Below are 15,500 nucleotides of genomic sequence, written 5' to 3'. Positions count from 1 at the left end.
CTCACGTCCGGAGGGCCGGTAGGCCAGGCCCGAGCGGGCGGTGGCGTCGGTGACGAACTTCCCGCCACGGTCGACGGTGACCATCGCCATGAGGTCGAAGAACCCCATACCGAGCCCGCGGACCACGACCTCCTCACCGGCGGGGATGTCGTCGACGGACTGGTCGGCGGGGTTGCCGGGGCGCACCCACCGCAGCCCCGGGTGCATGGAGACCGAGGTGGCGGTGAAGCCCTCCAGGGCGTCCGGCTCGTTGTCGGTCCAGCCCAGCGCCAGCACCGTGGCGTCCGCCGTGAGCGTGACGGACCCGGACGCCAGGTGCGCTGCGTCCCCGCTGGTGTGGTGCTCCAGGGTGATCTTGTCGCGCAGGACGCCGTCCGCCCCGGTGACCTGCGTGATCGCCGTGGCACGGGCCTGGTGGACCTCGACTTCAATTCCGGTGGGGAGCCGCGACAGCACCACGGACAGCACCCAGCGCAGGTACTCGCCGTACAACGCGCGGGAGGGGTGGGACTCGGGCCTGGTCGCTGCGAACTCACTGTGGAACTCGCCACGGACCATCGCCGGGTGCGACCGGAACAGGGCGGTCTTCGCCCCGGACGGGTCAGCGGTGGCGGAGAGGGAATCGCCGCGGATCAGTTCGATCCACTCGTACAGGGTGGGGCCCTCGACTACCGGCGCGGTGACGGTCGACCCGGGTTCGGTGAACAGGGTCACCGCGTCCGCCAGGGTGTTCATGCACAGGGTGCGGGTCTGGTTGGTGCGCCAGACCCGGCCGGCGCCGGGTTCGGTGTCGTCGACGAGATGGACGGTGAGGGGGTGGTCCCCGGCGGTCGGGTCGGAGGCGACCTGCGCGGCGAGACGTTCCAGGACGGAGATGCCGCGGGGGCCTCCCCCGATGATCGCGATGGTGCCCGATGAGCTCATGGGCACCCATCGTAGTGGGTCGGCTCCGGTGCTACGATGACGGCCTGAACCAAAACAGACAGGTCTGTACATGCCACTCTTCCCCCACCGGGGTCACCGGACGAGCCGGGACACCCCGTACCCCCGGCCGTGTTCCCGGACGCGATCCCGGACGCGACCCCGGACGCGACCCCGCCTCACGGTGACGGCGCTCGCCGCGCTCGCCGCGCTCACCGCCCTGGCCACCGCCACCGGTCTGGCGTCCTGCAGCAGCAGCGACGACGGCCCCACCGCGCACGAGCTCACCTACCTCGAGTCCCTGCCCTTCCAGACCCTCTACCCGCCGACCGCGGGCTACTACCCCAACGGTGGTGTGGTGAACAACGTCACCGACCGACTGCTCTGGCAGGACCCGGACACCCTCCGGCTCTACCCGTGGATCGCCACCGACCTGCCCGAGGTCAACGCGGACGCCACCGAGTTCACCTTCCACCTGCGCGACGGCGTCACCTACTCCGACGGCACCCCGCTCACCGCGCAGAACGTCGTGGCCAACTTCGACCTCTTCGGTAAGGGCGCCAAGGACCGCAAGCTCACCTCCTCGGAACAGATCAGCACCTACGACCACGGCGAGGTCCTCGACGACCACACCGTCCGTTTCCACTTCACCGCCCCCGAGCCCGGCTTCCCGCAGGCCACCAGCTCCTTCAACGCCGGACTGCTGGCGGACGCCTCCCTGGCCATGACCGACGAGGGCTTCGCCCCCGGCAACGCGACCAGGGTCATCGGCTCCGGTCCCTTCGTCATCACGGGCGAGGAGCGCAACACCGAACTCACCCTCTCCGCCCGGGGCGACTACGCCTGGGCCCCGCCGGAACTCGGGAAGCGCGGCGAGAACACCGGGCGTCCCGACCTGGACACCATCCACATCGTCGTCGCCAAGGAGGACAGTGTCCGCGTCGGTGGCATCCGCTCCGGCCAGGGCGATGTCGCCCGCCAGATCGAGGCCCCCGAGGAAAAGCACCTCATCGACTCCGGGGTGGACATCCTCTCCGCCCCGACCTCCGGGGTGAACAACCAGATCGCCTTCCGCTTCCGCCACCCCCTGCTCTCCGATATCCGCGTCCGGCGGGCGATCATCGCCGGCGTGGACCGCGAACGCATCCTCAACTCCCTGTTCTCGAAGTCTTACCCGCTGGCGACCTCCGCCCTGGCGTCCACCGCCATGGGCTACCGCGAGCAGAAGGACGCCTACACCTTCGACCCGGAGAAGGCGGAGGAGCTCCTCGACGAGGCGGGCTGGGCGCCCGGCGCCGACGGCATCCGCGTCAGGGACGGGGAGCGGCTCAGCCTCACCGCCAATGACGCCGCCCAGCAGCCCCGCACCCGCGAGGTCGTCACCATGGTCCAGGAGCAGCTGAAGAGGATCGGCATCGAGGTCAACCTCTATCCCGGTGACGTCGCCGCGCAGAAGGCGGCCCAGACCGATGAGTCGGAGGTGCAGCTCAACGTCACCATGGTCGGCCGCGCCGACTACGACGTCATCAAGTCGCAGTACTACTCCGACAACCGCAACCAGCTGCTCAACCTCCACCCTGACGACTCGATCGGCGACACCCACCTCGAGGAACTGCTCCGCAGGGTCTCCTCCTCACCGACCGCGGACGCCCGCGCGAAGGCCTCCGGCGATGTCCAGGACTACCTCACCGAGCAGGCCTACATCCTGCCCATGTTCGAGGAACCGCAGGTCTACGGCGTGCAGCCGTACGTCCACGGCTTCCGTGCCGAGTCCATCGGCCGGCCCTGGTTCTACCTCACCAGCATTGAGGGGGACGAGTAGATGACCACCGCGACAGTCCTGCGCCGCACCGGCGCCGCCGTCCTGGTCCTCTGGGCCAGCTTCACACTCGCCTTCCTGCTGCTCACCGCCCTGCCCGGGGACGCCGTCTCCACCCGCTACGCCGACCCCGAACTCGGCCTCTCGGCCTCCGAGATCGCCGAGATGAGGGACGCCTACGGCTCAGACGAGCCACTCCTGTCCCGCTACCGGAACTCGCTGACGGGCGTCCTCCACCTCGACTTCGGCAATTCCCTGCAGACCGGTGCCGATGTCATGGATTCCCTGACCGATGCCCTGCCCGGCACCCTCGCCCTGGCGCTCACCGGGTTCATCCTCGCCCTGGTCATCGCCGTCGTCGTCGCGGTGACCGCCACCTCACTGCCGGACAACCGGGTCTGCCGCTGGATCTCGGCGACGCTGCGCGCGGTGCCGCCGCTGTTCGTCTCCCTGCCGGCGTTCTGGCTCGGCATCATCCTCATCCAGGTGTTCAGCTTCACCCTGGAGTGGATCCCGGTGATCCACGCGACGAGCGTCCAGGAGCTCGTCCTGCCGTCGGTCGCGCTGGCGCTGCCGCTGTCCGCGCCGCTGGCACAGGTGCTGATCCGCAGTATCGACGACGTCGCCGACATGCCCTTCATCACCGTGGTCAAGGCCCGTGGCGCCGGCGCTCGGTGGGTGCTGTGGCGCAATGTGCTGCGCAACGCGGTGCTTCCGGCGATCACCATCGCCGGGCTCACCTTCGGCGAACTCGTCGGCGGCGCGGTCGTCACCGAGGCCGTGTTCTCCCGCGCCGGGGTCGGCGCGATGACGGTGGACGCCGTCGCCAACCGCGACACCCCCGTCCTCATGGCGGTCGTCGTCCTGGCGGCCACGCTGTACGTCATCATCAACCTCCTCGTCGACCTGCTCTACCCGGTGCTCGACGCCCGGCTGCGCACCGGCGGAACATCCGGACGGAAGAGTGCGCAGCGGAGTACGCAGCGCGACACGGAGGTGCAGGCATGAAGCCCCTGACACATGTCCGCCCCGGGGTCTGGCTCGCCGGGCTCGTCGTCCTCCTCGCCGTGGCGTGGGCCCTGGTGCCCGGCCTGTTCGCCTCCGGTGACCCCACCGAATCCGGCACCACCGAACCGCTGCTCGCGCCCTCGGCCGAACACTGGTTCGGCACCGACGCCGTCGGCCGCGACCTCTACACCCGCGTGGTGTGGGGTGCCCGGCACTCACTGTCCGGCGCCCTGGTCGCCGTGGCCGTCGGCATGGTCGTCGGCACCGCGCTCGGCCTGGTCGCCGGGTCGGTCCGGCAGTCCGGGCAGGGCGGACGCAACGGCTGGCTCGACACGCTCATCATGCGTGTCGTCGACGTCCTGCTGTCCATCCCCGCCCTGCTGCTGAGTCTGTCGGTGATCATCCTGCTGGGCTACGGCACGATGAACGCCGCCATCGCCGTCGGTGTCACCAACGTCGCCATGTTCGCCCGCCTGGCCCGCTCCGAGGTCCTCGGTGTGGCAGCCGCCGACTTCGTCGAGGCAGCCTACGGTTCAGGCGGGACGGCCTGGTCGGTGCTGTGGCGTCACATCCTGCCGAACTCACTGACCCCGGTGCTGGCCCTGGCCGGGCTCCAGTTCGGTAGTGCGATCCTGCAGCTGTCCACCCTCGGCTTCCTCGGCTACGGCGCCCCGCCGCCCACCCCGGAGTGGGGACTGATCATTTCCGAGGGCCGTGACTTCATCGCCACCTCCTGGTGGCTGTCCGTCCTCCCCGGCCTGGCGATCGTCCTTGTCGTCCTGGCCACCAACCACCTCAGCCAGGCGCTCCAGCGCTCCGGCGGGAAGGAGATCCGGTGAGTACAGCGACGGGCGACAGCCCGGACATGAACTGGGACGACGGCTCCTGGCGTCCGGAAGACCATGAGGACGCCGACCGTGCCGGTCACGGGACGCCGCTGCTCGAGATCCGCGACCTCGCGGTGACCTACCGCACCCGCCGCGGTGGCGTCCCCGCGGTGAGGGATGTCAGCCTCACCGTCGAGCGGGGGAAGGTCACCGCGATCGTCGGCGAGTCCGGCTCCGGCAAATCGACCTCCGCCATGGCCACCCTCGGACTACTGCCCGGAAACACCGAAGTCAGCGGCACCATCAAGCTCGACGGCCGGTCGATCACCAACCTCTCCGAGCGCCGGTGGCGTGGCATCCGTGGTACACGCATCGGCCTGATCCCGCAGGACCCGAACAACTCCCTGAACCCGGTGAAGACCATCGGCGCGTCCGTGGGGGAGGGCCTGCGCATCGCGCCGAAGGCGGTGCGCCTGTCCGCGTCCGCGCGCAAGGAGAAGGTCATCGACCTGCTCACACAGGTCGGGATCGACAATCCGGAGGTGCGCTACGATCAGTACCCGCACCAGCTGTCCGGCGGCATGAAGCAGCGCGCGCTCATCGCCGCGGCCGTCGCCACCGAGCCCGAGCTCATCATCGCCGACGAGCCGACCAGCGCCCTGGACGTCACCGTGCAGCGCACGATCCTGGATCTGCTGGACCGAATGAGGGTGGAGCTCGACCTCGGCATCCTCTTCATCACCCATGACCTGGCCGTCGCCGGCGACCGTGCCGACCGGCTCGTCGTCATGCAGGGTGGTGAGGTGAAGGAGACCGGCCCGACCGACCGGATCCTCACTGACCCACGCGACCCGTACACGCGGCGACTCCTGTCGGACGCCCCGTCCCTGGTCAGCGCGGTGGAGCAGTCGACCTACCGGCCCGGCCCCGCGTCGGACGCAGCGCCCCTGCTCACCGTGGACACGCTGCGCCGCGAGTTCGGCGGTGCCGAGCCCTTCGTCGCCGTCGACGACATCTCCTTCACCGTCGCCGCCGGCACGACCCACGCCATCGTGGGGGAGTCCGGCTCCGGCAAGTCCACGCTGGGCCGGATGATCACCGCCTTCCAGGAACCGACCTCCGGAACGGTGACCCTGGCCGGCGTCGCTGGTGACGTGCGCATCGACGAGTTCGGCACCTTCTCCAGGGCGGGACGCCGCGACCTGCGGCGCCGGGTCCAGATGGTCTACCAGAACCCGTACAGCTCGCTGGACCCGCGGCAGACCGTGGGGAGCATCCTCGCCGAGCCGCTGCGCAACCTCACCGACCTGTCGAAGGCGCAGATCACGGAGAAGGTCCGGGCGATCCTCGAGCGTGTGGCCCTGGGCTCCGGGGCAGGATCGGTGAGCGGGGACATCGCTGCACGGCGTCCCGCCGAACTGTCCGGCGGGCAGCGCCAGCGCGTGGCGATCGCGCGTGCCCTGATCCTCGACCCGGAGCTCGTGGTCCTCGACGAGGCGGTGTCCGCACTGGACGTCACCGTGCAGGCACAGATCCTCACCCTGCTCGACGAGCTGCAGAGCGACCTCGGACTGACGTACCTCTTCATCTCCCACGACCTGTCGGTGGTGCGTGAGATATCCGACACCGTCACGGTGATGAGCCACGGCCGCCAGGTCGAGTCCGGCCTGACCTCGGAGATCTTCGAGCATCCGCGGGACCCGTTCACGAAGAAGCTGCTCGACGCCATTCCCGGCCACCGCTACCGCTCCGGCGGACTCAATCTGGGGCTGTGACAGGGGAGTTCGGCATCGCGGACGGGTAGGGCGATCTGCAACCTACTGTCCGCCCCGAGTTTGCGGAAGATTGTGCTGACGTGGGTCTTCACTGTCGGCACCGAGATGAACAGGCGGTCGGCGATCTCTGCATCGGAGAGCCCCCGCTGAGGCAATGAGCGATCGCCGGTTCCCGGTCGGTGAGCGGTGACAGTCGTTGCTGCGCCTCCCTGGACTGTCGGGCATTGTCGGCGACCATTCCGACCAGTTGTCGGGTGACGGCAGGGGCGAGGATCGTCTCTCCGGCGGACGCGGGGAGGACTGGCGCGGGAGGTGAGGATCTCCGTGGCGGCGATACCGCCGAGGCCGGGCATCCGGACATCCATGAGGACGACATCACCGAGAGAGGGCGCGGCGACGGCATCCTCGCCACTGGTAAGACTGGCGATGACGGTCACCTCATCGACTGCGGCGAAGAGCGCTTCCAGTGCCGCGCGGACGTAGGGGGCGTCGTCGACGATCGTGACGGTGACGGGCGAAGGTCCGGGGAAGGTCATGGGGTCCACGGTGCCTCAATTCGTGCGGTGAAGGTACCGTCCGCGCCCTTGGCGGTCCGGAGGCGGCCATCGTGAAGCCTCATGCGCTCCGCGATACCGATCAGGCCGGTACCCGAACTGTCTTCGGACGACGTGCCGGTTGACCGGTTGGCGCAGGTCACGGCAGTACCGGCCTCCGGACTGGCCGTGACATTCAGGGTGACCGGAGCGCCTGGGATGGTTGACGGTGGACCGTCTCCGCCACGGACGCCAGGTCATCAGGGATGTCGTCCGCACGGTAGCTGAGGGTCCCGGCACTCATGCTGATCAGGGTGAGGTGGTGGGCCAGGGAATCATGGATTTCACTGGTGATCATCTCCCGCTCGTGGCGGCGAGCCTGTTCCGCCGCATGGTCACGTTCACGGATGAGCTGGCGTGCCCGTTCCTGCAGCGAGGAGACGGGCTCCCGCCTGGACCGGAGGACGAGAGACCAGGCCACGGACAGGAGGATGAGGCAGCACAGCAGGATCGCGCCGGGCAGGACAGCGTCCCCGTGGAGGGGTGAGCCGAGCACCAGTTGAACAGGCCCGGACCGGCGGTGACGCCGAAGACGGTGGAGAGGAGGATCAGTGTGACGGCAACAGCCGTGGCGTCGCGGCTCACTGGGCTGCGTGGGCTGCGCAGAGCGCCGGCCTCAGGTGACGGGGGCTCCCCGGGCGCTGGACGCCCCGCCCACGAAGGCTCCGTAGTAGTCGTCGAACTGTTGTGTGATCCGGGAGACGGCGTCCTTCGTGATACTGAGGTCGGTCCCGTTGTTCCAGGATCCGAGGGTGAGTGCAGTGCCATCGAGTGTCGCCTGGCCGCGGTGCGGGAACAGGACCTTCTGGTTGAGCAGTGCGGTCATTCGGCGGCCGGTGCCGGCATCGCCGAGCTCGGAGCGCAGTGCGGCGACACAGGTGGAGGTGCGGACGGATTCGGGTGTTCCTGATGCGGACACGGTTCCAGTGTCTGCCGGTGCCGATAGCGGCACCACCGTCCACCGGTACCCGGTTGCCCTACTGAAGTATGAGTCGGTCGAGAGAACATCATCGGGGATGCATGGTCGGGGATTCCGGGCCGACACTGTCTCTCGGGAGTGCCGACTTCAGGTCGGTTCCGGGAGCGGGCATGGCTGTATGCCGCGGGGCGGGGCCCACTGGAGGTGGGGACTTCGCGTCCGCGGTGCAGGTCAGGCAGTAAGCGTCAGATGGACCGCCAGGTCACCCGGTGGGGCGGGCCAACAGGTCCAGTAGCTTCCGTGACTGTCGGCGTAGGATCTGCCCCGGTGTCGTCCAACTCGCCGGATGCACGGTGATCGCCGGTGCCCGGGAGGGATCCACCTGTTCCGGAGGGATCCACAACACCCGGTCGGGGCAACCCTTCGGCGGTGGGATGGTCTGCCATTTCCGTGGATCAGTGCGGGAATCGTCGATCCCGGCGTGGGCCTCGGGGCCGACGAGGGTGAGATTCGGCAGGTCGGTGCGTCCTCCGAAGAGCCAGGACGTGATGTGGTGGACCTGAGAGAACGCCGGGGGTGTCACCGGTCCGGGTGCGGAACTCGCCCCTTCCTCGCCGACCAGGGCGAGATACTGGTCGACCGACCCCAGCCGTCGCGACCGGCCCAGGTACAGTGACCTGCCGTGGAAGTCCATGACCTGCAGGAAAAGGTCACGGGCGTCGCAGGTTTCCACCAGTTGCCCGACGGTCATCCGTACCCCGGCGTCGGTCACTGCCGTACCGGTGCGTGCGGCCAGTTGCTCGAGAGTCACTGCGGCGACGATGGTGGTGGTTCCCCGTCCAGGGGCAAGCTCCTTACCACGACCGTAACCCGCGGCTACGGCGGCGAACAGGGCGTCATGACGCCGCTGGGCGGGGTTGCGGCCATCCGTCTCAGCGGGATCCTGCACTGTGCCGCGCTCTCCGGCATCGGCGGCATCGGCAGCATTGGCGCCGACGGTGAGGTCGCCGGGGTTGGCGTGGTCGGCCATGAGCCGCTGCAGGAGAGAGGCCAGTTCCGGTGTCAGGTCACCGGCGATCGGGGACATACCGTCATCACGCTGCCGACCGATGGTGACACCGCGGAGGCGGGCCCGGTCATCGTCGGTGTAGGGTTCGTCGACTCCGGCGATTCCCATGAGGAACGGGCGTAGGTCCGCCACTGCATCAGGGCCGGCAGTGCGGACCAGCTCGGCGACCGGGGCGTCGGCGGCGGTGGCGACGCGGTCCTGGACCTCGAGGGGCAGGGCGCGCAGCAGCCGGTCGAGGCGGGCGACGGGCTCGGCGTCAAGGACACCGACCCGGACGGCTTCGCCCAGGACGGGGAGACGCGTCGAGGTCGGTACGGCGAGGTTCGTGATCTCGGTGGTGGTGATCCGGTCTGCGGCAGCCACCCTGGTCTTCGCTTCGCGGAGGGTGAGCCCGAAGGTGCGGGCGAGCCAGCGGAAGCCGCGGGGTCCACAGGGCATGGCGAAGTCGGTGCGGAGACTGGTGACCATCGCTGCGTCCGCGGCGGTGAGTTTCCGGCGGGAGCGCTCCAGTCGCCGGTATAGTTTCTCTCGCTCACCTGAGCTGATACGCGACCAGGTGTGCTCTCCCTGGGCGAGAATGGTCTCCACGGCATCATCGAGTGCGGCGACGGCATTGACGAGGTCGGTTGTGCTGCCGAAGTGAAGTGGTGCGGGTTCTTCCTGTATCAACGGGTCGTCAGGCAGATCGGACCAGGGGTCTGCGGTGGTCGTTCCGGTCGTGTCGTCCATGGTCCTCCCCTTCCTGAGATGTGGTTTCCGAGCCTTGTTCATCTGGATTCGATAGTACACCAGTTCGATTGGTACTGCAATGTTTCGGTGAAGGACACTCCTGCGATGAAGACACCGGCCACGGCAGTCACGGGCCCCTGACCCTCGAACCGGGAGAGGACTACCCTGGCCACCATGACTACCGAGTCCTCCGCAGGCACCACCACCGCCTCCGCCGACATCATCGACTTCCTCGCCGACCTCGACCCGGACTCCGACATCTCCGGTCCGGTCGCCAGGCTGCGGCACCACCGCGCCCAGGCCCGGGACAACGCCCAGCGGTCCTTCCATGCCCTGTTCGAGCCGGAGACCCCGGGCGACTTCACCCTCGCCGAGCGCTACGCCGTCGCCGCCTTCGTCGCCGGGCTGCACGGTGGGGCGACCGCCGCCGCGCGTGCGACGAGCCTCTACACCGACCTGCTGGTCGACGAACTTGACGGCAACGCCGCACCGGCCGAGACCGATGCGCTGCTCACCACGCTCGCCGCCGTCGTCTCCGATGCCCGCGCCCACGTCAACGCCGCCGGGGTGCCCACCCCCTACGGTGTCTACCGGGAGCCGGACCTTGCCGCCGAGTCCGTGCCCGGCCCGGAGTTCCGCCTGCTCGAGGCGCAGAAGAAGGTCCTCGGGCCGCGTCTCTCCACCGCCCTCGAGTTCACCCACCTGCTGGTCCTGCACCCGCGGGACTCGCGCGCCGAACGGCTCCAGCCGTTGGCGGACACCGGATGGTCACCGACCGAGGTCGTCCGACTCGCCCAGCTCGTGTCGTTCCTCACCTTCCAGATCCGCACCGCGCACGGACTGGGCGTCCTGTCGACGAAGTTCGTGCCACAGGGCGACGTCCGCCGGCCCGGGCGGCGGGCCGGCGGACGGCAGACGGACGCCCCGCGCCGTCCGGTCCACGCCGAGGAGGCGCCCGGCACCGGGCTGGACGCCGGTTTCGACGTCCTCACCTACCCTGACCTGGTGCGTCCCACCGGGTTCGTCACCCATTCCCTCGGCTGGGTGCCGTGGGTGCCGCCGGTGGACGAGGCTGATCTCACGGAGCGGCAGAAGGAGGCGCTGGTCGACCCGCTGCGTGCGAAGTCGGAGTACTTCCGTCTGCTGGCCCGTGATCCGGAGGCCCTGGAGGCCCGCACGTTGACGGACAAGGACATCTTCTTCAACGTCACCGACGGGGCAGGACGCGCCGAGCGTGAGCTCTCCGCCGCCGTGACCAGCCGGTTCAACGGCTGCGTGTACTGCGCCTCGGTGCACACCGGCCGCGCGATCGTGGAGTCCGCGAAGGCTGCTGAGGTGGCCGGTACCCCGGAGGCGGCAGCTCTGGCAGGGGAGCAGGCGGACGCCGTCCGGCGGCTCTGCGACGAGGGTGTCTCCGCCGACCTGGGTTCCGACCTGTGGAACGCCATCCGCGACGCCTCGGTCGCGCTGGCCACGGTGCCGGTGCGCTTCGGCGCGTCCCATGTCGCCGCACTGCGTCACGCCGGTCTGTCGGACGGGGAGATCGTCGACGTCATCAACGCGGCGTCCTTCTTCAACTGGGCGAACCGTCTGATGCTGTCCCTGGGTGAGCCGGAACTGCCGAAGCGGTTCCGCTGAAACGGGGTCCGGTGCGCCGGCGGCGGGCCGTGCCGGGGAGTATGCGCGCTTGTCACTCCCGGGCACGGGTGCATAACGCAGGAAAAGAAGATGATGTTAGGTGGAACATAGATGTGGACCGGTGAGGGTGCTTCAGGCGACTGATGGGCAGGATCATTCCGGGGCAGCTGTTGAAGTTCTCGACCGGGAAGACCTGCAGATCAGGTCTTGTGACAATGGAATTATCCCTGCATGCCGGCCCCCGGACTTCTCTGGATACGACATCCGTTCGGGAGAGGGAAATAATGTCAAGGAAGCAGATTCCCCCACCGCAGCGGTCGGAATTCAGTATCTGGAACCTGTACTTCATGAATAGAACTCCGCTGACCTGTGGGGCCACTTTTACGGCAGTACGGGAAACATGGTAGTTCTACCGGACAGTGTCATCGGCCAGTGGACGGTCGAGATGACTACCAGATATGACCGAGGGGTTCCAGGTGTATTTGTGGGCGGTTCGGGAACGGTGGGGTTTCGTGATTTCGATGACAAGGGAAATCTCCCGGCACTTTTTCCCGGTGTACCGCTGTTGTCAATCGGAGAGTGGCTGTCCATTGGTGTCCGGGAAGCCCCCCGGAACCATGTGCGCCGGTATTGCGGGGCGTGCCCTCGGTACATACGACGGTCCGGCGGAACGGCGGCGGCGGAGGAGTGTGCGGGCGTACCGTGGTCCGCATGACTGACACCCACGATCTGTTCACTGACGCCCTACCGGTCGTTCTCGGCGGTAACACCTTCGGCTGGACCTCGGATGCCGAGGAGTCACATGCGGTCCTGGACGCCTTCGTGTCCGGTGGTGGATCGCTCATCGACACCGCCGACATGTACTCCCAGTGGGCCGACGGGCACGTCGGCGGGGAGTCGGAGAGCGTGCTCGGCCAGTGGCTCGCGGCGTCCGGAAAGCGCTCTGACGTGGTTCTCGCCACCAAGGTCGGTGCGATCCGGTCCGCGCCGGGCCTGGAGCGTGGCGTGGTCGACCGGAACCTCGACGACTCCCTGGAGCGGCTCCGGACCGATGTCGTGGACCTGTACTACTACCACTACGACGACGAATCAGTGGAGATCGAGGACCAGGTCGCCACCGCCGCCGCACTCATCGAGTCCGGCCGGGTGCGCCGCATCGGACTGTCGAACTACTCGCCGGTGCGGATGCGTGCGTTCCTCACCGCCGCCGCCGGATCGCCTGCCGCCCCGGTCGCGATCCAGCCGCAGTACAGTCTGCTCGCCCGCGCCGGCTACGAGAACAACTACCGGCCGCTCGCCGAGGTCGCCGGCACCGCCGTGTTCTCCTACTTCTCCCTCGCCTCGGGCCTGCTCACCGGCAAGTACCGGTCCCGTGACGATCTCGTCGGTGTCGCACGGGAGGGACAGACCACCGAATACTTCGAGGGGGACGCGGATCCGTTCGAGGTGGTCACCACGCTGGTGACCGTCGCCGAGGGACGCGGCGTGGAACCGGCCTCTGTCGCCCTGGCCTGGCTGCGGGCCAAGGGCGTGGTCCCGATCGCCTCGGCACGCACCGTGGGGCAGGTAGCCCCGCTGCTCACCGGCGCCGCCCTGGATCTCGATGAGGACGAGGTCGAGGCGTTGGATACGGCGTCCGCCGCTTTCTGACGCGGCGAGGGCACAGAGTCTCCGACCACCTGACCCCTGCCGCGCGGCAATCAGCGTTGTCACCGGTATTCCGGGCGCGGCCCCGGCGCCGTGAACACCGTTGTTTCAGTGATGACAGCGTGTCCGGAGTGTATGAGGAGTGCCCGGGTCGGTACGGTGGTGCCGTTATGTCTTCGTCCAATCCCGGTGGCGGCAGCAGCGCCCAAGCCAGTGCTCCAGCCAGTGCTCCAACCGGCGCCAAGCGCCGCCCCTACCGTCGGGACATCGACGGTCTGCGCGGTCTCGCCATCGCCCTCGTGGTGGTCTTCCACGTGTTCATCGGCCGGGTCTCCTCCGGTGTTGACGTGTTCCTGCTGGTCGGCGGCATCTTCTTCTTCGGTCCACAGATCCGCAACGCCCTGGATCCGGCCGGTCAGACACTCATCCAGTCGGTGGTGCGCCTGCTCAGACGTCTCTACCCGGCACTGCTTGTCGTCGTCACGGTCACACTCGCCGCCGGATTCGTCGTCTACGCGCGCGCCCGGTGGCGACACACCGCGGAGGACGCGGCGGCGTCCCTGACCTACCGCCAGAACCTCCACCTCGCCGACCAGGGGCAGGACTATGCGGCGGTCGGACGCGACGTCAGCCTCTACCAGCACATCTGGTCGATGTCGGCGCAGCTGCAGATCTATCTCGGCAGTCTCCTGGCCATCGTGGCGCTGGCGTGGCTGCTGAAGAGAGTGCCGTCGCGTTTCCCGGCACGGTCACTGCACGTGCTCCTCATCGTCGCCACGCTCGCGAGTTTCGTCTATGCGGTGCACCTGCACGGCACCGACCAGGGGTGGAACTACTATTCGCCGCTGAGCCGGTTCTGGGAGATCGGCCTCGGCGGTCTGCTGGGCATCTGGCTGGTGCACCGGGAGACACCCTCCCACCTGGCCTGGCTGCGCTGGCCCGCGGGTGTGGTGGGCGTGGTTCTGATCGTCGGCACCGGTCTCTTCCTCGACGGTGCCGCCCAGTTCCCGGGCCCGTGGACACTTGTCCCGCTGGCCGGGGCGACGCTGGTGATCCTGTCGGGTAACCCGGTCGCCGACGGCCGGGGCACGGTGGGCGTGTCCTCCCTGCTGAACACCCGGCCTCTCCAGTTCCTCGGCCGGATCTCCTACAGTCTGTATCTGTGGCACTGGCCGTTGCTGGTGCTGGCGACGTTCCACTTCTCCGATGTGCTCGGCAACCGGTCGACCGGCGTCCAGGGCATCACCGCGACGCTGGGGACGCGTGACGGCCTGGTCATCGGCACCACGGTGATCGTCATTTCCCTGGTGCTCGCCCGGGTGACGGAGCGGTACATCGAGACGCCGTTGCGTCAGGCCCGCAGGCCCGCACGCGCGTGGTTGCCGTCGGCCACCGTCGTGACGGACGTCCCGGGGCACCGCACCGCCGTTGCCGTCGTCACGGCGGTGGTGGTCGCCACGGTGGGCGTCCTCGCTGCGGGGCCGGTGATCAGGCACCGTGACGACGTGCGGCTGGCCGCAACGGACGCCGAGGAACTCGACCCGGCGTTGTACCCGGGGCCGAGGGCGTTCCTCGAGGATGCGCCTGTGCCGGACGGCCAGCCGGTGCGCCCGGACGTGGCCAATGCGGACCACATGATGCCGCAGACCGACGCGGACGGCTGCATCGCCCGCATCGAGGACACGGAGCTCGTGCTCACCCGCGACGGCAACAACTCTGAGGAACCGTGCGCCTACGGCGACCTGAGCTCCCCGCGCACCATGTATCTCGCCGGCGGCTCACATTCCGAGCATTACCTTCCCGCCCTGGATGTCATCGGGCGCGAGCGGGGTGTCCGCATCGTCCCGGTGCTGAAGATGGGCTGTGTGCTGGGCATGCCGCTTCCCCGGATCGGTGACGACGACTTCCCGGAGTGCCGGGAATGGCACGGGAAGGCCGAGCGCCACATCCTCGACAATCCGCCGACCGACGGGGTGTTCATGCCGGTCACCCGGCCGACAACCCTCGAGGGTGACGGTCCGGACTACACCCCGGCGGAGTACGTCGACATGGTGCGGGTGTTCTCGGACGCCGGGATCCACACCTGGGGTGTCCGTGACAACCCGTGGAACATGCAGGCGCCGGGCGTGCAGGGCGACGGCCGGCTGTGTGTGGCAGAGGGGTCGGGTAGCGGGCCGGCGGCGGACTGCGGTGCCGACGGGTACGAGTCCCTGTCACCGGTCAATCCGGCGCTGGCGGCTTTCGCGGGGCTGGATGTCACCGTCATCGACCTCACCCCCGCCCTGTGCCGGGACGGACGCTGCCCTGCGGTGGTCGGCAACGTGCTCGTCTACCGGGACGGCAACCATCTCAGTGACGTCTACTCCCGGATGCTCGCCCCGGAGCTGGAGCGGCAGATGTTCGATCCGGTGGCGCTCGCCGAGACAGCGGCGGCGCAGGGGGCCGCGGTGGCGGACGCCGGGACACCCTCCGACGGCGCCGGTGCGACGCCCGGCAAGGACGTCTTCCGGATCCGTAAGCCGGGGGAGGTCGGGGAGGACTGACGGCACCCCTGT

The 15,500-nt window shown here is 68.7% G+C and carries 12 protein-coding genes; 7 read left to right on the top strand and 5 right to left on the bottom strand.

All coding sequences use genetic code 11. From position 1 onward, the window contains the following. On the bottom strand, positions 1 to 924 hold a 924-nt coding region (locus QZV72_RS02205; protein WP_297004678.1), incomplete at its 3' end, for an FAD/NAD(P)-binding protein. Positions 925 to 1,141: 217 nt separating this feature from the next. On the opposite strand from QZV72_RS02205, the gene QZV72_RS02200 reads away from it, so the two are divergent. From QZV72_RS02200 to QZV72_RS02185, 4 genes are read left to right on the top strand one after another with little or no spacing between them, the layout of a single operon-like run. Continuing rightward, positions 1,142 to 2,743, top strand: coding sequence for a TIGR04028 family ABC transporter substrate-binding protein (locus tag QZV72_RS02200; protein ID WP_297004687.1), 1,602 nt, complete (start codon positions 1,142 to 1,144; stop codon positions 2,741 to 2,743). After that, the gene (locus QZV72_RS02195; RefSeq protein WP_297004676.1) at positions 2,744 to 3,748 is read left to right on the top strand and encodes an ABC transporter permease; all 1,005 of its coding nucleotides are present in this window, start codon (positions 2,744 to 2,746) and stop codon (positions 3,746 to 3,748) included. After that, positions 3,745 to 4,587, top strand: a complete 843-nt coding sequence (locus tag QZV72_RS02190) for an ABC transporter permease (protein WP_297004673.1) — start codon at positions 3,745 to 3,747, stop codon at positions 4,585 to 4,587. Before QZV72_RS02195 ends, QZV72_RS02190 begins: the two co-directional genes overlap by 4 nt. Before the next feature lie 26 nt (positions 4,588 to 4,613). Further along, positions 4,614 to 6,350: an ABC transporter ATP-binding protein gene (locus QZV72_RS02185; protein WP_297004685.1), complete on the top strand. Its 1,737-nt coding sequence runs from the start codon at positions 4,614 to 4,616 to the stop codon at positions 6,348 to 6,350. Here QZV72_RS02185 and QZV72_RS02180 read toward each other — a convergent pair. From QZV72_RS02180 to QZV72_RS02165, 4 genes are all read right to left on the bottom strand, one after another. Further along, complete coding sequence (locus QZV72_RS02180) at positions 6,317 to 6,886, bottom strand: response regulator transcription factor (protein WP_297004671.1); 570 nt, start codon at positions 6,884 to 6,886, stop codon at positions 6,317 to 6,319. The two genes, QZV72_RS02185 and QZV72_RS02180, sit on opposite strands and share 34 nt — an antisense overlap. Before the next feature lie 193 nt (positions 6,887 to 7,079). Further along, on the bottom strand, positions 7,080 to 7,439 hold the full coding sequence (locus QZV72_RS02175) for a histidine kinase (RefSeq protein ID WP_297004668.1): 360 nt from the start codon (positions 7,437 to 7,439) through the stop codon (positions 7,080 to 7,082). Between the two features lie 120 nt (positions 7,440 to 7,559). Beyond that, complete coding sequence (locus QZV72_RS02170; RefSeq protein ID WP_297004666.1) at positions 7,560 to 7,862, bottom strand: hypothetical protein; 303 nt, start codon at positions 7,860 to 7,862, stop codon at positions 7,560 to 7,562. 262 nt (positions 7,863 to 8,124) lie between these two features. Beyond that, complete coding sequence (locus tag QZV72_RS02165) at positions 8,125 to 9,660, bottom strand: DUF222 domain-containing protein (protein ID WP_297004664.1); 1,536 nt, start codon at positions 9,658 to 9,660, stop codon at positions 8,125 to 8,127. 174 nt (positions 9,661 to 9,834) lie between these two features. Between QZV72_RS02165 and QZV72_RS02160 the strand changes: the two genes are divergently transcribed. From QZV72_RS02160 to QZV72_RS02150, 3 genes are all read left to right on the top strand, one after another. After that, positions 9,835 to 11,298 carry an alkylhydroperoxidase domain protein gene (locus QZV72_RS02160; RefSeq protein WP_297004662.1) on the top strand — a complete coding sequence of 488 codons (1,464 nt, stop codon included), beginning with the start codon at positions 9,835 to 9,837 and terminating at the stop codon, positions 11,296 to 11,298. Positions 11,299 to 12,009: 711 nt separating this feature from the next. Continuing rightward, positions 12,010 to 12,948: an aldo/keto reductase gene (locus QZV72_RS02155; RefSeq protein WP_297004659.1), complete on the top strand. Its 939-nt coding sequence runs from the start codon at positions 12,010 to 12,012 to the stop codon at positions 12,946 to 12,948. Positions 12,949 to 13,115: 167 nt separating this feature from the next. Continuing rightward, positions 13,116 to 15,488, top strand: coding sequence for an acyltransferase family protein (locus QZV72_RS02150; RefSeq protein WP_297004656.1), 2,373 nt, complete (start codon positions 13,116 to 13,118; stop codon positions 15,486 to 15,488). Positions 15,489 to 15,500: the final 12 nt, after the last annotated feature.

This window comes from uncultured Corynebacterium sp., from assembly GCF_902782855.1.
In the GTDB taxonomy this organism is placed as follows: Bacteria; Actinomycetota; Actinomycetes; order Mycobacteriales; family Mycobacteriaceae; genus Corynebacterium.
This window is presented reverse-complemented; position numbering and strand designations above follow the sequence as displayed.